At 60.8% G+C, this 21076-nt stretch carries 19 protein-coding genes; 9 read left to right on the top strand and 10 right to left on the bottom strand.

Going from position 1 to position 21076, the window contains the following annotated elements:
• Positions 1-9 precede the first annotated feature (9 nt).
• Positions 10-678, bottom strand: coding sequence for a haloacid dehalogenase type II (locus tag V6S97_RS13270; RefSeq protein ID WP_003506842.1), 669 nt, complete (start codon positions 676-678; stop codon positions 10-12).
• 323 nt (positions 679-1001) lie between these two features.
• Between V6S97_RS13270 and V6S97_RS13265 the strand changes: the two genes are divergently transcribed.
• The 7 genes from V6S97_RS13265 to V6S97_RS13235 all read left to right on the top strand — a co-directional run bounded on the left by V6S97_RS13265 (position 1002) and on the right by V6S97_RS13235 (position 9450).
• Positions 1002-1838, top strand: coding sequence for a GNAT family N-acetyltransferase (locus tag V6S97_RS13265; protein ID WP_080864837.1), 837 nt, complete (start codon positions 1002-1004; stop codon positions 1836-1838).
• 14 nt (positions 1839-1852) lie between these two features.
• The gene (locus V6S97_RS13260; RefSeq protein ID WP_003506846.1) at positions 1853-3226 is read left to right on the top strand and encodes an aspartate aminotransferase family protein; all 1374 of its coding nucleotides are present in this window, start codon (positions 1853-1855) and stop codon (positions 3224-3226) included.
• Between the two features lie 256 nt (positions 3227-3482).
• Entirely contained in the window at positions 3483-4196 is a 714-nt protein-coding gene (locus V6S97_RS13255; protein WP_003506848.1) for an HAD-IA family hydrolase, read from the top strand.
• 93 nt (positions 4197-4289) lie between these two features.
• A complete protein-coding gene (locus tag V6S97_RS13250) occupies positions 4290-5900 on the top strand; it encodes an ABC transporter substrate-binding protein (protein ID WP_087745712.1) in 1611 nt (536 codons plus the stop codon).
• Positions 5901-5993: 93 nt separating this feature from the next.
• Positions 5994-6944, top strand: coding sequence for an ABC transporter permease (locus V6S97_RS13245; RefSeq protein ID WP_020812187.1), 951 nt, complete (start codon positions 5994-5996; stop codon positions 6942-6944).
• On the top strand, positions 6944-7795 hold the full coding sequence (locus V6S97_RS13240) for an ABC transporter permease (RefSeq protein ID WP_020812188.1): 852 nt from the start codon (positions 6944-6946) through the stop codon (positions 7793-7795). Before V6S97_RS13245 ends, V6S97_RS13240 begins: the two co-directional genes overlap by 1 nt.
• Complete coding sequence (locus tag V6S97_RS13235) at positions 7795-9450, top strand: ABC transporter ATP-binding protein (RefSeq protein ID WP_112356232.1); 1656 nt, start codon at positions 7795-7797, stop codon at positions 9448-9450. The genes V6S97_RS13240 and V6S97_RS13235 overlap by 1 nt, the downstream gene beginning before the upstream one ends.
• A gap of 42 nt (positions 9451-9492) precedes the next feature.
• Here the strand turns inward: V6S97_RS13235 and V6S97_RS13230 are convergent, their stop codons facing one another.
• A complete protein-coding gene (locus V6S97_RS13230) occupies positions 9493-9969 on the bottom strand; it encodes an Lrp/AsnC family transcriptional regulator (protein ID WP_003506856.1) in 477 nt (158 codons plus the stop codon).
• 230 nt (positions 9970-10199) lie between these two features.
• On the opposite strand from V6S97_RS13230, the gene V6S97_RS13225 reads away from it, so the two are divergent.
• Positions 10200-11525: an NAD(P)/FAD-dependent oxidoreductase gene (locus V6S97_RS13225; protein WP_020812190.1), complete on the top strand. Its 1326-nt coding sequence runs from the start codon at positions 10200-10202 to the stop codon at positions 11523-11525.
• Between the two features lie 7 nt (positions 11526-11532).
• On the opposite strand, the gene V6S97_RS13220 is transcribed toward V6S97_RS13225, so the two are convergent.
• Genes V6S97_RS13220 through V6S97_RS13210 form a run of 3 tightly spaced genes read right to left on the bottom strand, consistent with a single transcriptional unit; the run spans position 11533 to position 14349 of the window.
• On the bottom strand, positions 11533-12684 hold the full coding sequence (locus V6S97_RS13220) for an NAD(P)/FAD-dependent oxidoreductase (protein ID WP_031234288.1): 1152 nt from the start codon (positions 12682-12684) through the stop codon (positions 11533-11535).
• Positions 12677-14059 carry an FAD/NAD(P)-dependent oxidoreductase gene (locus V6S97_RS13215; RefSeq protein WP_020812192.1) on the bottom strand — a complete coding sequence of 461 codons (1383 nt, stop codon included), beginning with the start codon at positions 14057-14059 and terminating at the stop codon, positions 12677-12679. Before V6S97_RS13215 ends, V6S97_RS13220 begins: the two co-directional genes overlap by 8 nt.
• Entirely contained in the window at positions 14038-14349 is a 312-nt protein-coding gene (locus V6S97_RS13210; RefSeq protein ID WP_031234289.1) for a (2Fe-2S)-binding protein, read from the bottom strand. Before V6S97_RS13210 ends, V6S97_RS13215 begins: the two co-directional genes overlap by 22 nt.
• Before the next feature lie 113 nt (positions 14350-14462).
• Between V6S97_RS13210 and V6S97_RS13205 the strand changes: the two genes are divergently transcribed.
• Positions 14463-15386: a LysR family transcriptional regulator gene (locus V6S97_RS13205; RefSeq protein ID WP_020812194.1), complete on the top strand. Its 924-nt coding sequence runs from the start codon at positions 14463-14465 to the stop codon at positions 15384-15386.
• 67 nt (positions 15387-15453) lie between these two features.
• Here the strand turns inward: V6S97_RS13205 and V6S97_RS13200 are convergent, their stop codons facing one another.
• From V6S97_RS13200 to V6S97_RS13180, 5 genes are all read right to left on the bottom strand, one after another.
• Complete coding sequence (locus V6S97_RS13200) at positions 15454-16389, bottom strand: ABC transporter substrate-binding protein (RefSeq protein WP_113007400.1); 936 nt, start codon at positions 16387-16389, stop codon at positions 15454-15456.
• Positions 16390-16506: 117 nt separating this feature from the next.
• Positions 16507-17445, bottom strand: coding sequence for an ABC transporter substrate-binding protein (locus V6S97_RS13195; protein WP_113007398.1), 939 nt, complete (start codon positions 17443-17445; stop codon positions 16507-16509).
• Between the two features lie 23 nt (positions 17446-17468).
• Entirely contained in the window at positions 17469-19274 is a 1806-nt protein-coding gene (locus V6S97_RS13190; protein WP_003506872.1) for an amino acid ABC transporter permease/ATP-binding protein, read from the bottom strand.
• A 13-nt stretch (positions 19275-19287) separates the two neighbouring features.
• Positions 19288-19842 (bottom strand): GNAT family N-acetyltransferase, encoded by a 555-nt coding sequence (locus tag V6S97_RS13185; RefSeq protein ID WP_003506874.1) that lies wholly within the window; start codon positions 19840-19842, stop codon positions 19288-19290.
• Between the two features lie 21 nt (positions 19843-19863).
• A complete protein-coding gene (locus V6S97_RS13180) occupies positions 19864-21051 on the bottom strand; it encodes a M20 aminoacylase family protein (RefSeq protein ID WP_003506876.1) in 1188 nt (395 codons plus the stop codon).
• Positions 21052-21076 lie beyond the last annotated feature (25 nt).

Raw genomic sequence — 21076 nt, 5'->3', positions numbered from 1 at the left:
GACCTTTCCTTACAATCCAACCACGCCTGCCAGGCCGGAAATATCTGATATCTCGACATAACCATAATAGGGATTGGCGGGCTCGTGGCCGCGATTGACCCAGACCTTGTTCTTGATGCCGAGATCGTGGGCCGACATCAGGTCGTAACGGAACGAGGAGGAAACATGCAGCATATCTTCCGGACCGCAGCCGAGCATGTCGAACATATATTCGAAGGCCTTGAAACGCGGCTTGTAAGCCTGTGCCTGCTCGGCGGTGTAAACTGCGTGGAAGGGTGCGCCGAGCTTTTCGACATTCGACATGATCTGCGAATTCATGGCGTTGGACAGGATGACGAGGGGAATTTCCTTCGCAACCTTCGCGAGGCCGGCCGGAACATCGGCATGCGGCCCCCAGGTCGGAACGCGCTCGTAAACGAAGGTGGCATCTTCATCCTTGAAAGCGACACCATTGCGCTTGCAGCTGCGCGAAAGCGAATTGTGGACCACCTGAGCATAGGGCTTCCAGTCACCCATGATCTCATCAAGACGGTAGGCCGCAAAATTCTTGATGAACTGCTGCATCTGCGCTTCATCCAGGCGATCGCCATAGAGATCACGGGCGGCCTCTGCCATCTGGAAATTGATCAGCGTGCCGTAGCAATCAAAGGAGATGTATTTCGGGCGGAAGATGGTCATATCGTCGTCATCCTTGCTTGGGGATCGGCCGTGCCGGAATGAGTTGATCATAGAAAGCCTTTGCCCGGTCGGCGCACCGCAATTGCCATCAGCGGAAGCAGATTGTTGCGTATGCAGCCGCCAGTTTGGCAGAGAGTTGCGTTGAGCCCAACCGAAAGCCGCCGCCCGCCCTGGTTTTACGACCGGGTGCGGACAAGATGCGGCATAAGATGCGGCGGCGGATAAAAGCAACAGCGAAACATATCGAACCTTCCCATTTGTCGGGACAATCTTCTTCCGGCGTCAGTCTATCAATGAAGAGTAAGAAAAAACGGAGTTCCGGCATGCAGGCGAGCCTGATCGATATCCAAATGTTTCAACCGGACCACCTCGACGCGGCCGTTGAACTTTCCCGCCAGGCCGGCTGGCCGCACCGGAAGGAAGACTGGGCGCTGGTCCTTTCCCTGAGCAAGGGTTTTGTCGCCCTTGAGAACGGACGCGTCGTCGGCACCGCCATGGCGACGCTTCTCGGAGAAAGCTGCGCCACCGTCAATATGGTGATCGTGGATGAGAGCATGCGCGGCCGCGGCCTCGGGCGTCAGTTGATGCAGGCGGCAATGGACGCAGCAGAAGACCGCGAATGCCGTCTGGTCGCCACGGCCGACGGCCTGCCGCTCTACGAAAAACTGGGCTTCGTCGCCTGCGGCGAGGTGCGTCAACATCAGGGAATTCCGGTGACGACCGACAGGCCAACCGGTGTCATCTGGGTCGAAACCATTGATCCGGCCGCGCTTGCGGCACTCGATGCGGAGGCTTTCGGCGCGGATCGCACGGCGCTCTTTGCAGCGCTTGCCGACAGGGCACGTTTCGCGATCGTTGAGAAACAGGGCGTCATCAAGGGTTTTGCCGCCCTTCGCACCTTCGGGCGCGGCGAGGTCATCGGCCCGGTCGTGGCGGAAAATGCTGAAATCGCTAGGGATTTGATCGCCTTTGGAGTTTCCGAGCGCCCCGGCGCATTCCTGCGCGTGGATACCACCGCCGATACCGGTCTTGGCCCCTGGCTTGCCGAACGTGGCCTTGCCCATGTCGGCGGCGGCATCGCCATGCGCCGGTCGAAAACCGAAATCCCCGCCGACAAAAAACTGAAAACATTCGCATTGACCAGCCAGGCACTGGGCTGAATCTGGAGAGACCCATGTTAAGCAATTCACTGATCGAACTGGACCGCGCCCATCTGGTGCACCCCGTCTCCTCCTTCCGCGGCCATGAGAAGCTTGGTGTGCGGGTGCTGAAATCGGCAAGCGGCGCCACGGTCACCGACATGACCGGTCACCAGCTCATCGACGGTTTTGCCGGCCTCTGGTGCGTCAATGCCGGTTACGGGCATGACAGCATCGTCGAAGCGGCAGCCAAACAGATGCGTGAGCTGCCCTATGCCACTGCCTATTTCGACATCGGCAGTGAACCGGCGATCCGGCTTGCTTCCGAACTCGCCGACCGCGCGCCGGGCGATCTCAACCATGTCTATTTCACGCTTGGCGGTTCCGATGCGGTGGACAGCACCATCCGCTTCATCCGCTATTACTGGCACGCCAAAGGCCAGCCGCAGCGCGATCAGTTCATTTCCATCGAACAGGGTTATCACGGCTCCACTACCGCCGGGTCGGGTCTCACGGCGCTGCCCGCTTTCCATGCGGGTTTCGGTGTGCCTTATGACTGGCAGCACAAAATTCCGTCGCACTACGCCTACCGCAATCCGGCCGGCAGCGATCCGGCCGCGATCATCGCCTCCTCCCTGCAAATTCTCAAAGACAAGATCGAGGCCATCGGCCCGGACCGGGTCGCCGCCTTTTATGCGGAACCCATTCAGGGCTCGGGCGGCGTTCTGGTGCCGCCGCCGGGCTGGATCAAGGCCATGCGCGAACTCTGCCGTTCCTATGGCATTCTCTTCGTCGCTGATGAGGTCATCACCGGCTTCGGCCGCACCGGACCGCTCTTTGCCTGCACGGACGAGGACATCGTGCCTGATTTCATCACGGCTGCAAAGGGTCTCACGTCGGGTTATGTGCCGATGGGCGCCGTCTTCATGGCGGATCACGTCTATGATACAATAGCCGACTTTGCCGGCGATGCCGCCGTGGGGCATGGATACACCTACTCCGCCCATCCCGTCAGCGCCGCTGTCGGCCTTGAAGTGCTGAAACTCTACGAGGGCGGACTGCTGGAAAACGGCCGCCGCGCCGGTCAACGACTGATGGCCGGCCTGGAAGGCTTGAAAAGCCATCCGCTGGTTGGCGATGTGCGCGGCCGTGGCATGCTTGCCGCCATCGAACTTGTGACCGACAAGGACAAAAAGACGCCGCTGCCGGCTGCAGCGGCCCCTGCACGCAAGGTTTTCGACCGCGCCTGGGAAAACGGCCTGATCGTGCGCGCCTTTGCAAACGGCATTCTCGGTTACGCGCCGCCGCTCTGCTGCACCGATAGCGAGATCGACGCCATTATCGAGCGGACGCTGAAGACGCTCGACCAGACACTCGAAGACCCGGCCGTCAGGGCCGCCATGGCCTGAGCCGATAGAAGGGCAGCGTTGCGGCACCCTCTCGAAATGTCGCAACGCACCGCATATTCGCAATATTCTGCCGAAGAGCCGATCCATTTCGGCGTATCCGGCGTGCCGAAAGTGCCAAACTATTAATGCAAACAGCACTAAACGCCATAAAAAAGGGCGTAATTACAAATGGGAACGGGGCAAGGATCCCGTCCGGGAACAGAATAATCTGCCGCAGCCTCCCCAAGAGGCCGAGGCGGCCAAGCGGAGACCGACATTGCCCAAAAAACTGAGCGACTTCAAATATATGAGCTTCGACGTGGTGGGGACCCTCATCGATTTCGAAGGCGGCCTGAAATCGACGTTGGCCGCAATCGGCGCGGAAAACGGCGTGGAGGTCGATGGTGAAAAGGCGCTCGCCCTTTATCGCGCTGCCCGTTACTCCGACGCGACCGACCTGTTTCCGGACGATCTCGTCCGCGTTTATCTGATCATCGCTCCGCAACTTGGACTGCCGGCAGAACGCGCTTTCGGTGAGCGCCTGCGCGACGCGGCAAAAAGCTGGAAAGGCTTTGAAGACAGCCGCGCCGCCATGGCCGAGCTTGCCAAGACGCATCGCCTCATCGCCATGACCAATGCCCAGCGCTGGGCCTTCGAATATTTCGCGAAGGAACTCGGCAATCCCTTTCATGCAGCCTTCACGGCGGATGATACCGGCACGGAAAAGCCCGATCCTGCCTTCTTCGAAAAGGTTTTTGCTTTTGTGGAGAGCGAAGGCGCATCGAAGGATGACATCCTGCATGTCGCGCAAAGCCAGTATCACGATATCGGCATTTCCCGGAAACTGGGCATGACCAATTGCTGGATCGAGCGGCGTCACGCCCAGAAGGGATATGGCGGCACCATCGAACCGGAAAACTTCACCGAGCCGGACTACCACTTCACCTCAATGGCCGGCCTTGCCGACGCCGCGAGGCAAGCGGGCGGTTAAGCCGCACCGCCAGTGGCGTGCCGCGAACTGGGATGCGGCATGCCTGAAATTTCTTCAGATGCATTTCAACAAATCATACAAAAGGGGAAGACCATGAGTGACAGGATTATAAACTGGACCCGCTCCGACGATGCCGCCGTTGAGCAGGCGATCCGACGCGGCGCAACGCGGCGCGAGCTGCTTCACATGCTGCTGGCGGGTGGTGTCGCCCTTTCCGCCGGTTCGGCCATTCTCGGTCGCGCCTCAAATGCCGTGGCCGCAACGCCGGTCTCCGGCGGCACCCTCAAGGCAGCCGGCTGGTCCTCCTCCACCGCCGATACGCTCGATCCGGCAAAAGCCTCGCTTTCGACGGATTATGTCCGTTGCTGCGCGCTCTATAACCGTTTGAGCTTCCTTGATGTTTCCGGCACGCCGCAGCTGGAGCTGGCCGAAGCCATCGAAACGAAGGACGCCAAGACCTGGACGGTGAAGCTGCGTTCCGGCGTCACCTTCCATGACGGCAAGGCGCTGACCGCCGATGACGTGGTCTATTCGCTGAAGCGCCATCTCGATCCGGCCGTCGGTTCCAAGGTCGCCAAGATTGCCGCGCAGATGACCGGCTTCAAGGCTCTCGACAAGAGCACGGTCGAAATCACGCTGGCGAACGCGAATGCCGATCTGCCATCCATTCTGGCCCTGCACCATTTCATGATCGTTGCCGACGGCACCACGGATTTCTCCAAGGGCAACGGCACCGGCGCCTTCAAGCTCGAAAAATTCGAGCCGGGCGTCCGTTCGATCATGGCCAAGAATACCAATTACTGGAAGTCGGGCGGCCCGCACATCGACAGTTTCGAATTCATGGCGATTTCGGACGACAATGCCCGCGTCAACGCCCTTCTCTCGGGCGATATCCAGCTCGCGGCCTCCATCAACCCGCGTGCGCTTCGCCTGCTCGACAAGCAGGAAGGTGTCGTTCTGTCCAAGACGACATCGGGGAACTACACCAACCTCAACATGCGTCTCGACCAGGCGCCCGGCAACAATGCCGATTTCATTGCCGGCATGAAGTCGATCGTCAATCGCGAGCAGATCGTCAAGGCGGCCCTGCGCGGTCTCGGTGAAGTCGGCAACGACCAGCCGGTTCCGCCGATGAACCCCTACCACAATCCGGATCTCAAGCCGAAAGCCTTCGATCCGGACAAGGCGAAATTCCACTTCCAGAAGGCCGGCCTCATCGGCCAGTCCATTCCGGTCATCGCATCGGATGCGGCAAGCTCTTCGGTGGACATGGCGATGATCATCCAGGCTTCGGCCGCCGAAATCGGGGTCAAGCTGGACGTGCAGCGTGTTCCCTCGGACGGCTACTGGAGCAATTACTGGCTGAAGGCGCCGGTTCACTTCGGCAACATCAACCCGCGCCCGACGCCGGACATCCTGTTCTCGCTGCTCTACGCTTCCGACGCCCCGTGGAACGAAAGCCAGTACAAGTCGCCGAAGTTCGACAAGCTGATGCTCGAAGCACGCGGCATGCTCGATATGGAGAAGCGCAAGCAGATCTACTTCGAACTGCAAACCATGATCGCCGACGAAGCCGGCACCATCATCCCCGCCTATATTTCGAATGTCGACGCCATCACCTCCAAGCTAAAGGGGCTGGAAGCCAATCCGCTCGGCGGCATGATGGGTTATTCCTTTGCGGAATACGTCTGGCTTGAAGCCTGATAGATCATGGGGCCGGGCGCGAAAATGCGCCCGGCACGTTTTCCGCAGGATGCGGGAAGCCTCCACAATCAGGCAGGTCGCAGGAGCATGTGAATGAACAGCCGGATATTGTCCCTTATCGCCAGGCGGCTGGTCGTCATGCTGACGACGCTGCTGATCGTGTCGTTTATCGTCTTTTCCGCCACCAGCCTGCTGCCCGGCGACACGGCGACGATCCTTCTCGGCCAGGCGGCGACGCCGGAAGCCGTGGCGGGCCTGCGCACCGCCATGCATCTCGACGACCCGGCCCTGCTGCGTTTCGTCCGCTGGCTTTTTGGCCTGCTGCATGGCGAGCTCGGCACCTCCTATGCCAACAACATGGCGATTGCCGATCTTATCGGTCCGCGCTTCGTCAATTCCATGAAGCTTGCCGGCATTACCACCATCATCGCCGTGCCGCTGGCGCTCACGCTTGGCATCAGCTCCGCCATGCTGCGCGGAACGCTTTATGACCGGGCCGTCACCGTGCTGACCATCGGTGTCATCTCGGTGCCGGAATTCATGATCGCCACACTCGCCGTGCTGCTTTTCGCCGTTTACCTGAAATGGCTGCCGGCGCTTTCGCTGGTCAGCGAGGTTCACACGCTTTTCGATGTACTGCGGGTCTATGCCATGCCGGTCATCACGCTGACCTTCGTCGTCTCAGCGCAGATGATCCGCATGAGCCGCGCCGCCGTCATCGAAACGCTGGATACGCCCTATGTCGAAATGGCGCTTTTGAAGGGCGCACCGCGCATGCGCATCGTGCTTCGCCATGCGCTTCCCAATGCGCTCGGCCCCATCGTCAATGCGGTGGCGCTGTCACTTTCCTATCTCGTCGGCGGCGTCATCATCGTTGAGACGATCTTCAATTATCCTGGCATCGCCAAGCTGATGGTGGATGGCGTCGCAACCCGCGACCTGCCGCTGATCCAGAGCTGCGCGATGATCTTCTGCGTCGGTTATCTCCTCCTCATCACGACGGCTGACATTATCGCCATCATGTCCAATCCGAGGCTGCGCTGATGGCCGACAATATCAAAACAACTTCGGGGACTTCGCGTTTGGGTTACAAGATCAACGCAGTCGGCGTTTTCGGCTTTCTCATGATTTTTTCCTGGGCCATGGTCGCAATCTTGGCGCCGTATCTCATACCGCATCCAGTCGGTGAAATCGTCGATCTCGATTATTTCGGGCCGATGACATCAGATCTCTGGCTCGGTTCCGATTACCTCGGCCGTGACGTGTTTTCCCGCATTCTCATGGGCGCGCGTTTCACGGTCGGCATATCGCTCGCAGCCGTCACCATCGCCTGCACCTCCGGCGTCGTGCTCGGCATGTGCGCCGCCGTCATCGGCGGCTGGTTCGATGCGGCATTGAGCCGGTTTCTCGATGCGGTGAATTCCATTCCGAGCAAGCTTTTCGGCCTCGTCGTCGTCGCCGCCGTCGGCTCGTCCATTCCGGTGCTGATCATCACGCTCTCGGTCATCTATACGCCCGGCGCCTATCGTTTCGCCCGGGCGCTCGCCGTCAATGTCAACACCATGGATTTCGTCACCGTCGCCCGCGTGCGCGGCGAAAGCCTGCTTTATCTCATCGGTTCCGAAATCCTGCCGAACATCGTCCGTCCCGTGTTGGCCGATCTTGGCGTGCGCTTCGTCTTCATCGTGCTGCTGCTGTCGGGCCTCTCCTTCCTTGGCCTTGGCCTGCAGCCGCCGAATGCGGACTGGGGTGCGCTGGTGCGCGAAAACATCGGCGGCCTGCCGTTCGCGGCACCCGCCGTCATCTTCCCGTCCCTGGCGATTGCCAGCCTGACGATCAGCGTCAACCTGCTGATCGACAATCTGCCGCAGAAAATCCGCGACAGGAGTGAATAATGAGCAATCTCGTTGAAATCCGCGGACTGAAAGTCGAGGCCACCACCGATTCCGGCCGCCGCATCGACATCATCAAGGGTGTGGACATCGACATCGCCGATGGCGAGATCGTTGCGCTGATCGGCGAAAGCGGTTCCGGCAAGACCACCATTGCGCTGACGCTGATGGGCTATGCCCGCCCGGGCTGCCGCATTTCCAGCGGCAGCGTCAAGGTGGCGGGTCGCGACATGGTGCAGCTTTCCGAAGCCGAGCGAGCAACGATCCGCGGCACGAAGGTGACCTATGTGCCCCAAAGTGCGGCCGCCGCCTTTAACCCTGCGCAGAGGATCATCGACCAGGTGATCGAAGTCACCCGCATCCACCATCTGATGCCGCCGCAGGAGGCGCGGGTGCGGGCGGTGGAACTCTTCAAGGCCCTGTCGCTGCCCAACCCTGAGACCATCGGCGAGCGCTACCCGCATCAGGTGTCCGGTGGCCAGCTTCAGCGCCTCTCCGCCGCCATGGCGCTGATCGGCAACCCGAAGCTGGTGATCTTCGACGAGCCGACCACGGCGCTCGATGTCACGACCCAGATCGAGGTGCTGCGCGCCTTCAAATCGGCAATGCGCAAGGGCGGTATCGGCGGCGTTTATGTCTCGCATGATCTTGCCGTCGTCGCCCAGATTGCCGACCGGATCGTGGTCTTGAAAGGCGGCGAGGTGCAGGAAACCGGAACCACGGCGGATATCCTCGAAAATGCGCAGCATCCCTATACTACGGAATTGCTGACGGCTTTTCACGACAAGGCACGCGTTGTCACACCCGTCAAACAGGAGCAGGCCACGCCCCTCCTGGATATCGAGGAGCTGATCGCCGGATATGGAACGAAGGGCGGAGACAAGATGCCGCTGGTGCGTGCGGTGGATTCCGTCAGTCTTTCAGTCTATCCCGGCCGCAATCTCGGCATTATCGGCGAATCCGGCTGCGGAAAATCGACACTTGCGCGCGCCATTGCCGGCATTCTGCCGGCGGCAAGCGGCCATGTGATCTTCGAAGGCAAGGAACTGGATGCCGATGCACGCCGACGGACCGGCGATCAGCTTCGCCGCATGCAGATCGTGTTCCAATATGCCGACACGGCACTCAACCCGTCCAAACCCATCGAGGACATCCTCGGCCGGCCGCTGACCTTTTATCACGGTATGAAGGGCAAGGCGCGCGATGCTCGGATCGACCAGCTTCTCGATATGGTGAAGCTGCCGCGCTCGGTTCGCCATCGCCATCCTTCCGGCCTTTCCGGAGGGCAGAAGCAGCGTGTCAATTTCGCCCGGGCGCTTGCCGCCGAACCATCGCTCATCATCTGCGATGAAATCACCTCGGCGCTCGATACCGTGGTCGCGGCCGCGATCATCGATCTTCTCGGGGAACTGCAGCGGGAGCTGAACCTCTCTTACATCTTCATCAGCCATGATCTTTCGGTGGTGGAGACCATTTGTGACGAAATCGTCGTGATGTATGGCGGACAGAAGGTAGAGCATCTGGAGACGGAAGCGATCAAGTCGCCGACCCACCCCTATTCGAAACTGCTGTTCTCCTCGGTGCCGAAACTCGACCCGAAATGGCTCGACAATCTGCAGCAGGATGCGGAGCTGGTGCGGGCGTTTTCGAAGCGGTGAGAACGAGATAGTACGGCCCTGCAAAGGGCCGTTTCCCACACCTCAAAGCGGAAACAGGCTGGTCAGCGGCATATGCGACTTGATGATCGGTGATTTCAGCACCACGAAGCTGAAATATTTATCGATGCCGACATCCATATCGGTCAGTCGCTCCATGATCGACTGGTATTCGACGATGCCAGAGGTGACGAATTTCAGCAGGTAGTCGTAACCCCCGGAAACGAGGTGGCACTCCACCACCTGGTCGATCTTTTCGACAACGCCGAGGAAGCGGGCGAAATCGATCTGGCGGTGGTTCTTCAGCGTAATCTCGGTGAAAACAGTCAGCGTCTGGCCGAGCTTGTTGATGTTGATCTGCGCCGAATAACCCTCGATATAACCTTCCGCCTGCAGCTTCTTTACCCGCATCAGGCAAGGGCTGGGCGACAGATTGACAAGCTCCGCCAGCTCGACATTGGTGATGCGACCGTTTTTCTGCAGTTCATAGAGGATCTTGATATCGATCCGGTCAAGTTTCATCACGTGCGGAACCCCTTTTTTGTTTTTTGAACACGCGGCATAAAATTCTGGCGCGGTATCGGAAATCTTACCACATGGGCGCGCCCTGTCGACGTGGAGATGTTTTTTTGGTGCAGCATAAAGAGTTGCAGACGTGGCCACCAACAGCATGAGATTCCGGCAAGACGCCCAGTCTGGCAGCGTTTACACGCCAGCTGAGGTAAATTAGGACGAATATAAGGAGTCCGACCATGCCCGCCCCGCTGCAACAGATCACGACATCGCCGGAACTGCCGACATCTGCGGACGCCGTCATTATCGGCGGCGGCATCGTCGGTGTCTTCGCCGCCTATTACCTCGCCCGGCGCGGTCTGAAGGTGGCGCTGGTCGAAAAGGGCCTGATCGGGGCGGAGCAATCCAGCCGTAACTGGGGCTGGTGCCGCCAGCAGAACCGCGACGCCCGCGAATTGCCGATTTCCACCAAGAGCCTGGCGCTTTGGGAAGAATTTGGCGCAGAGAGCGGCGAGGACACGGGCTTTCGGCGCTGTGGGCTGTTTTATCTGAGCGACAATGAAGCCGAGCTTGCCGGCTGGGCGCGCTGGCGTGACTTTGCCATTACCGCAGGCGTGACGACCCATATGCTGAGCGCCGATGAGGCGAGCGAACGCGGCCGATCTACGGGCAAACGCTGGAAGGGCGGTGTGTTTTCACCGACAGACGGTACGGCCGATCCTTCCATGGCGGCACCCGCCGTGGCGCGCGCCATCATCAAACTGGGCGGCACGGTGCATCAGAATTGCGCCGCGCGCGGGCTTGAGACGGAAGGCGGCCGTGTCAGCGCCGTTGTCACCGAAAAAGGCACGATCCGCACCAAAACCGCCATCATGTCCGGCGGGGCCTGGGCGTCGTCCTTTTGCCGCCAGCTTGGCATTCGTTTCCCGCAGGCCTCCGTCCGCTCCTCCATTCTGTCCGTCACGCCGGGTGCGGAGGGGCTGCCGGATGCACTGCACACCGCCGCCGTCTCAGCCACGAAGAGAAAAGACGGCGGCTATACTCTCGCCATCAGCGGGCTGGGCCGCATCGACCCGACGGCGCAGCAGATGCGGTTTGCCCGTGAATTTGTTCCGATGTTTCTCAAGCGCTGGCGAAGCCTGCGGCCAGGCGGGCTGGAAGGTCTTCGCGGCGGCCACGAGACGCTGAAACGCTGGCGGCTCGATGCGCCGACGCCGATGGAACGGGTTCGTATTCTCGATCCGAAACCCAATGCCGCCGCCATCCGCGAGACCCATGAAAGGGCACTGAAGCTTCTGCCGGCCCTCGGCAAAACCCGGATTTCCGCCGCCTGGGCGGGCTTCATCGACAGCACGCCTGATGGCGTGCCTGCCATTGGCGAAACCAGCGAATTGCCCGGCTTCATCCTCGCCGCCGGCTTCAGCGGCCACGGTTTCGGCATCGGACCGGGTGCCGGCCATCTGATCGCCGATATCGTGACGGGCTCGAACCCGATCGTCGATGCCGCCCCCTATCACCCCAGCCGCTTCCTCGATTCGTCCTGGGGCAAGGTCGCGGATTTCTGACCCTCCCTTAATGGGATGCGACAGACTCACCGCGATGGAACCGGCCGATGTGAAAATCCGCAATCGGCGTCGTGGTCTTTCCGGTCGCTATCAGCTCCGCCATCACGTCGCCAACACCCGGCCCAATCTGGAAACCGTGGCCGCTGAAGCCGAAGGCATAATAAAGGCCGGAGGTTGCAGCACTTTCCCCCATGACCGGCAGATCGTCGGCCATATAACCTTCCACGCCGGACCAGGTGCGGATCAGCCGGGCATGGCGCAAAGCGGGAGCCAGCCGCAGCAACTGGCGCAGCTGAGCATCAAGCCCGGCGGGATCATATTTCGCCCGGCGTTCGTCCAGCGCGGCGGCGCATCGTTTCACCCCGCCGAAAATGACGTTTCCGCGCGGGATTTGCCGCATATAAATGACCTCGCCGTGAATTTTGGTGGAGACGCCGACGACGGGGTGAATGAACCATGGCAAAGGTTCCGTCACGCCCATTTGCGGGCCGGCCACTTCCAGCGGCACCGCCTCTCCCAGGGCGCCGGCAAACCCGCCGCCCCATGCACCGTTGGCAACCAGCACCGAGGGCGCGCGATATTCCCCTTCCTCCGTCGTCACCCGGAAATCCTCGCCCGCCTTTTCGATGGCCAGAACTTCGCAATTTTCCACGATGGTTGCACCATCCCGCCGCGCCGCGCGGGCAAAGGCGGGCGCGACAAGGCGCGGATTGGCGTGACCATCATGCGGCGACCATGATCCCGCAACCGCCTCCGGTCCGATGAAGGGGAATTTCTGCCTGACAGCCTCGCGCGAGAGTATCTGCAATTCCAGACCATATTGCGTGGCATCGTCGCGGTATTTCTCGACCACGGCGATCTGTTCTTCCGCCCAGAGAAACCGGATATGGCCGACGGGCATGAATTCCACATCCGCACCGGTCAGTTGCGGGATCCGGCTCCAGATATCCCGCGATCTGTTGGCGAGCGGAAGCTGCCCGAGATAACGGCCCTGACGGCGGACATTGCCGAAATTGGTGCCGCTCGCCTGCTGGCCGACGAGGAAACGCTCCAGCAGAATGACGCTGACACCCCGTTGCCGCAGGAAAAACGCCGTCGCGGTTCCAACAATGCCGCCGCCGACGATAATGACATCGGCCTCTGCAAGCGTGTTACGCATCATCGCCTCCCTTCACAATCGCCAGCGGCAGCGGTTTCACCGGCGCCTGCCCGCGCAGCCGTCCGGCCAATTCCACCGATAGACCAGAGGCGGCGGCGACAATCTCCTGTCCCGCCTGCCCGCAGAACCGGCCCTGGCATCTCCCCATACCAACCCGCGAGAAAGCTTTCGAGCGGTTGACCTCCGTCGCGCCCTTGCCGCTCACACTTGCGCGCAACTCGCCCGCCGTCACCACCTCGCAGCGGCAGATAATCGTGTCGTCGGCAAGTGACCGCACCAACAGGTGCGGCCAGGGGAAGGCCCGGGCCATTCCCTGCGCAAAGCGGCTCGCGGCTTTCAGCGATTTCCGGCAGCGGCCGATCTCCGCACGGGATGGCTTCAAACCTTGATCCTCAAGAAGCGCGAGCGCGGCGAGCCGGCCAGAGGCTTCCGCACCATCTGCACCGAGAATACGCACGCCATCGCCTGCCAGATAGACATCAGGCACGGAACTCCGCCCCATATTGTCCACATCCGGAAGCCATTGCCGGATCAGCGGATCAAAGGAGAAGCGGCAACCGGCAAGGTCGGCAAGCTGGCTTTCCGCCCGCAGATGATAGCCCATGCCGATGGCATCGCAGGCGGGACGTTTTTCCTCACCGGACGCATCCCGATAGCGAATGCCGGTCACGCCACTCTCAGCGTCGCCGATAATCTCTATCGGCATGATGCCCCGTTCGATCCTCACGCCGCCCGCAAGCAGCGCCGCGACAAGCCGTATGCCCTTGAGGAGCTGCATTGGTCGTGCCACCATCCCCGGCAGGCCCTTGATCTGCGTGAAGAATGGTGTGGTATCCAGCACCGCCACAGGCACCGCCCCTGCCTTCATATATTGATAAGCCACGAGATAAAGCAGCGGCCCCGTGCCCATAAAAACCACCCGTCGCCCTATCGCGCAGGCCTGCGCCTTCAGGGATATCTGCGCCGCGCCAAGCGAAAAACAACCCGGCCTCGTCCAGCCCGGCAAGGGCATGATGCGGTCGGTCGCACCCGATGCGATGATGAGGGCATCGAAATCCAGAGCTTCGGATGTCTCTGCGCGCTGAATATGAATGCGATTGTCGCGAATTGCCCACGCCAGGGTCTGCGGGCGGTAATCGATATGGTCTGAAAGCCCGTCGAATGTGTCGTGCAGAGCCTTCGCCTTATCCGCTTCCGTGCCGTAAAGAGCGGTATATGAGCGCTTGAAATTCTGCGGCTGACGGCGATAGATCTGGCCGCCGCTGCGATCTCCCTCATCAATGACGACGGGGCGAAGCCCAGCCCGCACCAGCGTCTCGGCGGCACGCGTACCGGCGGGGCCGGCGCCCACGATCACGACGCGCAAATCTGCCATAACCCCTCCGGAACCTCGGTTCTGATATCCATGCCCGGGCGAACGGCGGTGGAACAGGCGCGCAGCCGCTCCCCTTCCCCGGTCCAGACCCAGCAATCCTGACAGGCGCCCATCAGACAGAACCCCGCGCGCTTGCCATCGGCGAATTCCGAAAGGCGGGCAAACCCGCGCGACAGCATCAGCGCCGTCAGCACCGTGTCTCCCTCCAGCGCCTCGACCGGCATGCCGTCGATCAGGACAGGGCAAACCGCGCGTCGCTCTTCGGCGATGCGCCTGAATCTGGCAAGCATCCGCGTTTCCTTTCCCGAAACCTTCACAGGCACCTCTCCTGCACCGTCACAGATTTCCACGGCAGGAGGTTTCCTGCCAATCGCAAATGGTCGCTTGAACAGAACCTTGGGTTATGGAAGAGATGACGCCGGAGGTTTCCATGAACGCCCGACAGCTTGAAATTTTCCGCGCCATCATGCGCGACGGCTCCGTGACAGCGGCTGCCAATTCGCTTGCCGTTTCCCAGCCCGGCGTCAGCAAGGTGTTGCACCATCTGGAAAGCCAGCTGGGTTACAAGCTGTTCGAGCGCATCGGCGGGCGGCTGGTGCCGACGATGGAAGCGCATCTGATCTACGAGGATGCCGACCGGGTTTTCCGTGAACTGGAAGTGCTGAAAAAACTGACGCGCACCATCGGCGAGCGCAAGCTTGGCCTTCTGCGCATCGGGGCCAGCCTGCCGGTCACCTATTCCGTGCTGCCTGAAGCATTGCTCGCTTTCCGGCAGACGCATCCGACCGTCAAAATCCACCTCAACGCCCTGCCCAAAAAAGAAATTGCCGAGCAGCTGCTGCTGGGAGACATCGATTTTGCGGTAACGCTGTCCACCATTCAGGCACCAACAGTGCGCAGTGAAATTCTTGCCTCCGTGCCTGTTGTGGCGGTGATGCGGCATGATGATGCCCTGGCCGAAATGATGACGGTGACGCCGCGCGACCTCGCCGGCAGGCCGCTGATTTCCTACGGCAACCAGGCGGACGAGATCGGCCCGCAGCTGAACGAGGTCTTCGAACGCGACGGGCTTACGCGTGATGTCTCAGTGCAGGTCACCTCATCGGTCGGCGCTGTGCCGCTGGTGCGTGGCGGTATCGGCATCGCCCTTGTTGACGGCTTGGTGCGGTGGAACAGTTTCGAGGGAGTGACGGTGCGCCCATTCATGCCTGAAGTGACGATGAATGTCGCCGTTTCCACCAACACGGCCCGGCCGCTGTCGCGTTTCTTCAAACCCTTTGTCGGCGAATTGCGACAGCTATTTCGCGCCCTTCCCGCCCAGGGCTGACGGACAAAACAATACCCGCAAGGCCTGAGCCTGCGGGTATTGTCGTCCGCCGCATTTATTCGACCGGTCAGCTTTTTGGCAGGCCGGGTGGGTTGGTGCGCGATTCCGGCAGGGCTTCTTCCGATAGCCGCCAGCGATCCAGGATCTTCGCATAAGCGCCGCTCTTGATCAGGTCGTTGGTGGCAAGCGTCAGTGCATCGGCCAGTCCCGAGCCCTTGCGGGTGGTGATGGCGACATCGGACCGTTCCGGCCAGCCGGCGGAGAGGGTTCCGACGCGCTTGATCGTCTTGTCGCGTGCGGCGATGAAAACCAGCTGCGCATGCGGCTGGACGATCACATCCGCCCTCCCCGCAGAAAGCGCCACAAACCGTGTGGCTTCATCATCGTAATATTGCAACTCGATCGGCTTCAACCCGGCGGCAACATTCTCGTCGCTCCATTTCAGCAGAATGCGCTCCTGATTGGTGCCAGCGCCGACGATGATCCTCAGGCCGGCCGCGTCCTTCGGCTCGCGGATGGCGGTTATACCGCTATCCGACTTGACGAAAAATCCGTGCAGGCCCTGACGATAGGTGGAGAAATCGAACTTTTCCTTGCGCTGTTCGGTCACACCGACATTCGAGATCACCGCATCGTATTTGCCGGAAGCAAGCCCCAGCGGCCAGTCCGCCCAGGCCACCGCCACCAATTCCAGATCGAGGCCGAGGCTGTCGGCCACCGCAAGGGCATAATCAGGGTCTGCACCGACCACAGTTTTTGCATCCGTCGCATAGGTCGCAAGCGGTGGCCCACCGGGTGCGACCGCGACGGTGAGTTTGCCCGGCGTGACGAATTTGAAATCCTTGGGAATAGCGGCAATAGCGCTGGGGTCTTTTTCAACCCTGACGCGGCCTGGCTGGTCCGGCGACAGATCGAAGACATCCGTTGCAAAAGCCGGTGCGAAACCGGCAACGGACAGAAAAGCACCGAGCGTGGCCGTGGCGAGACGAGAGGTGAAAGTCATTGTGGTTTCCCGATAGAATGATTGCGGGACGGAGGTAGCGCGGGCGGGAGGATGCCCGCGCTACCGGCTGAGTGATGTCCCACCTTCAACTCAGCTTTTTGGCAAGCAAACCAGAACTCAGCTCTTCGGAAGGCCGGGCGGATTGGTGCGGGATTCGGTGATGGCTTCCGATCCAAGATTCCAGCGGGCGAGAACCTTGCCGTAATTGCCGTTCTTGATCTGGGCGTTCAGCGCGGCGGTGATGGCCTCGGCGATGCCCGCGTCCTTTTTCGAAGCGACGGCGATTTCCGCCGCCTCAGGCCAGCCGCCGGAGAAGGTGCCGACAAGTTTCGTCTTCTTCTGGCTTGCCACCTGGAAGGCAGAGGTGGCGTTGGGGCCGAGATAGGCATCCGCGCGACCGGATTGCAGGGCGACGTCAAGCACGGCCTGATCGTCGTAATATTGCACGTCGGTATCGGCCAAACCCTTGGCCTTGTTGTCCTTGATCCATTTCAGCAGGATCTGCTCCTGATTGGTGGCGGCGCCGACGATCACCTTCAGCCCGGCTACATCCTCGGGCTTGCCGATGGACGTAACCTTGCTGTTATTGCCGACGTAAAAGCCGAGCAGATCGTTGCGATAGCTGGAAAAATCGAATTTTTCCTTGCGGGCTTCCGTGACCGTGATGTTGGAGGTGACGGCATCGTATTTGCCGGAGGTGAGACCGAGCGGCCAGTCGGCCCAGGCGATGGGAACAAGTTGCAGCTCAAGGCCAAGGCTGTCGGCGACCAGCTGGGCGATATCCGGCTCCACGCCGATCGGCGTTTTCGTGTCGCTCGCATAATCCACCAGCGGCAGACGGAACGGCACGGTCGCGACCGTCAGCTTTCCGTCGGCGATGAATTTATGTCCTGCGGGCAGAAGCTTGATCGCCTCTTCCACCTTTTCAGCGCGCACCCGGCCTTTCTGTTCGGGCGACAGGTCCACTTCCTGCGCATGCGCAGCCGGAATGAGTGCGGCGGTGGCGGTGAAAAGACCGCCGGCGAGCAGGGACAATAATTTCGATGAAAATACCATGCGAGTGTTTCCTTTGTTGTTGATTAGAGAACTTTTGCGAGGAATTCGGCCGTGCGCGGGTGGTCCGGGTTGTTGAACACCTTTTCCGGCGTGCCCGTTTCCAGGATGCGGCCCTGCTCCATAAAGACGACCCTGTCGGAGACTTCGCGGGCAAAACCGATTTCATGGGTGACGATGATGAGGGTGACGCCGGAGCGGGAAAGCTCCTTGATGACGTCAAGCACCTCGTTGACGAGTTCAGGATCGAGAGCGGATGTCGGCTCATCGAAGAGCAGCACCTTCGGCCGCAAGGCCAGCGCCCGGGCAATCGCCACGCGCTGCTGCTGCCCGCCGGAAAGCTGGCGCGGATAGGCGCCGGCTTTTTCGGCAAGGCCGACACGGGCCAGAAGATCGCGTGCTTCGGCCTCGGCCTGCTCTTTCGATATGCCGCGAACCACGACCGGCGCTTCGGCGATGTTTTCAAGTGCGGTCAGATGCGGGAACAGGTTGAAGCTCTGGAACACCATGCCCACTTCGACGCGGCGTTTCAGGATTTCCCGTTCCTTCAGTTCGTAAAGCGTATCGCCCTTCTGACGATAACCGACCAGCTCGCCGTCTATGGCGATAAAGCCGTCATCGACACGCTCCAGATGGTTGATGGAACGAAGCAATGTGGACTTGCCGGAGCCGGACTGGCCAAGAATGGTGGTGACGCTGCCTGCCGGGATGGAAAGGCTGACGTCGTCCAGCACCTTCAGCGTTCCGAAGGATTTCGAGACACCGTGAATATTGACCGAACCGCCGCGATTTCCGAGCTGGAAACTTCCCGACCTGACGGTGGCGGGGCGTTGGGACAAGGCAACCGCAGGCGTCGCCGTCTCCACCGCTTCAGGCAAGGGCTTGCGCGGCAGGAAGGTGCGGTAGAGCGTGGCGAACAGCGAGGGCGGCGGATTGCGCAGCGCGCCGCGCGAGAAGTGCCGTTCGATATGGTGCTGCACGATGGAAAGCGCCGTCAGGATCACCAGATACCAGACGGTTGCGACCATCAGCAGCGGGATCACTTCCAGATTGCGGCGATAGATGATCTGGATCGTATAAAAAAGCTCCGGCAGGGCGAGGATATAGACCTGCGAGGTGCCCTTTGCGAGCAGAATGATCTCGTTGAAACCATTCGGCAGAATGGTGCGCATCGCCTGCGGCAGCACGATGCGTGAAAACTGTCTGCGCCGCGGCAGGCCGAGTGAGGCCGCAGCCTCAAGCTGGCCCTGTTCCACCGAAAGAATACCGCCGCGCACGATTTCCGATGAAAAGGCTGCGGCATGTAATGTCAGCCCCAGCACCGCAGCCGCAAAGGGCGTCATCAGCTGCGTGGTATTCCAGCCGAAGAAATTGATGCCGGTATAGGGCACGCCGATCGTCACGGTCTCGTAGAGATAACCGAGATTGTTGAGGATCAGCAAAAGCACGATCAGCGGAATGGAACGGAATATCCAGATATAGGTCCAGGAGATCGCGACAAGCAAAGGCGAACCTGAAACGCGCGCAAGCGCCAGAACCGTGCCGAGCACGAAACCGAGAAAAGCCCCGAGCACCGTCAGCAACAGCGTCCGGCCGAGCCCCACAAGCACCGGTTCGGCAAAGAACCATTCCGCAAACACGTTCCAGCCCCAGCGGGGATTGCCGAATACGGAGTGCAAAATGGCCGCGATGATGAGGACCGAGAGAACGGTGCCCGCCGTGCGCAGCGGATAACGGGCGGGAACGACGCGAAAATGCGCGTAACCGTCCTTGACCGGCTCACCCTTCTGTTCGTTCACCGCAACATGCGGAAAATCGGAGGCTATTGTCATCGGAGAAAGCCTTTCACGGATGAACCGGAGAGAGTTGCGGCCGGGCGGCCTGTACTGGCGCGCCATCCGGGATGGAGGCGGCAGCGTCGGAAAGCCATTTTTCGAAGGGCAGCGACCGGATCGTCTCGGGATCGGCCGCCGTGTCGAACAGGGCGCGATAGCCATTGGTGAGATAAAGGCCGACCGCTTCCGGCTGGCGGAAACCCGTGGTCAGATAAACGCGGGCGTAACCCTGCCGGATCGCCTGCTGCTCCAGCTCCTGAAGCACGATTTTCGCAAGCCCCTGCCGGCGGTGGGCCGAGTGGGTCCAGACGCGCTTGAATTCGGCCGTCTCGTGGTCGTAGCGCATGAAAGCGCCGCCGGCGATCGCCTTACCGTCGCGCAAAAGCAGCAGGAAATTGCCCGATGGCGGGCTGAAGGCCTCCGGCGGATATTTGTTCAGCTCCGCCTTGGCCCCTTCCGCGTTGAAAAATGTGCCGTAACGGCTGTCATATTCAAACAGCAACTCCTCCAGAAGCGGCGTTGCGAGCGGATCCTTGACCGATGTGTAGAGAAAACTGTCGCTCATGTCCTTGTCCTAAATTTCGCGTCAGGAGAGGTATGCTTCCGCCAGACGCACCCAGAAGCGCGCTGCCGGTGCGATGATCGCGTCGTTGAAATCATAGTGGGGGCTGTGCAGCGGCGCGCTGTCGCCATTGCCGACGAAGAGATAGGAGCCGGGCCGCTCCTGCAGCATGAAGGCAAAATCCTCGCTCGCAGTGCGCGGCTGGAACGCTTCGGCAATCTGCGCGGACGGGAAATGCCTTTTGGCAACCTCACGGGCGAAGACCGTCTGCGGGGCGTGATTGATGACCGGCGGGAAACCACGGGAATAGGAGACATCGGCGCTTGCGCCGAAACTTTCCGCCTGCGCTCTGGCCAGCGCCGGAAGCCGCTCCTCCAGCCTGTCACGCACGGCGGGCGAAAAAGCCCGGGCGGTGATCTGCAGCTCGACGCTCTCGGGAATGACGTTGGAGGCGGTTCCGCCATGGATGGAGCCGACCGTCAGCACCGCCATCTCGCGCGGATCGACATTGCGCGAAACGATGCTTTGCAGGGCGGTGATAAAGCTTGCCGAGGCGAGAACCGGATCGACCGTCTCATGCGGCGCCGCCCCATGCCCGCCCCTGCCGATGATCTGCACCTTCGCCTTGTCGACGGAGGCCATGGCAGGACCTTCGACGAAGCCGAACTGCCCGGTTTCGACACCCGGCCAATTGTGCAGGCCGAAGACCGCATCGACCGGAAACCGCTCGAACAGCCCGTCCTTTATCATCGCCCTTGCACCCGCACCGATCTCCTCGGCCGGTTGGAAGATCAGTGTCAGCGTGCCGGAAAAATTCGATGTTTCGGCAAGATAACGGGCGGCTGAAAGCAGGATGGTGGTATGGCCATCATGACCGCAGGCATGCATGACGCCCGACGTCTGGCTGGCATAGGCAAGGCCGGTTTCCTCGATAATGGGCAGGGCGTCGATATCGGCGCGGATTCCGAGACGTTTTTCACCATGACCGCGCTTCAACGTGGCGACGACACCGTGACCACCGACACCCTCCGTCACCTCGTATCCGAAAGACAGGAGATAACGGGCAATGAGCGCCGCCGTACGCGTCTCCTTGAGCGAAAGCTCTGGATGCCGGTGGAGATCATGCCGGATGGCGATGCTCTCTTCGATGAAGGCAAGGATTCCCCGTTCGGCGTCGTCCTGCGGACGCGCGCCGTCAATGCGGATATTCATGGTTCTGTCTCCTGCGCGGGGCCTT

The organism is Agrobacterium sp. CCNWLW155, from assembly GCF_036888815.1.
Classification (GTDB): domain Bacteria; phylum Pseudomonadota; class Alphaproteobacteria; order Rhizobiales; family Rhizobiaceae; genus Agrobacterium; species Agrobacterium radiobacter.
Note: the sequence above shows the minus strand (reverse complement) of the source record. Positions and strands in the feature narration are given on the sequence as shown.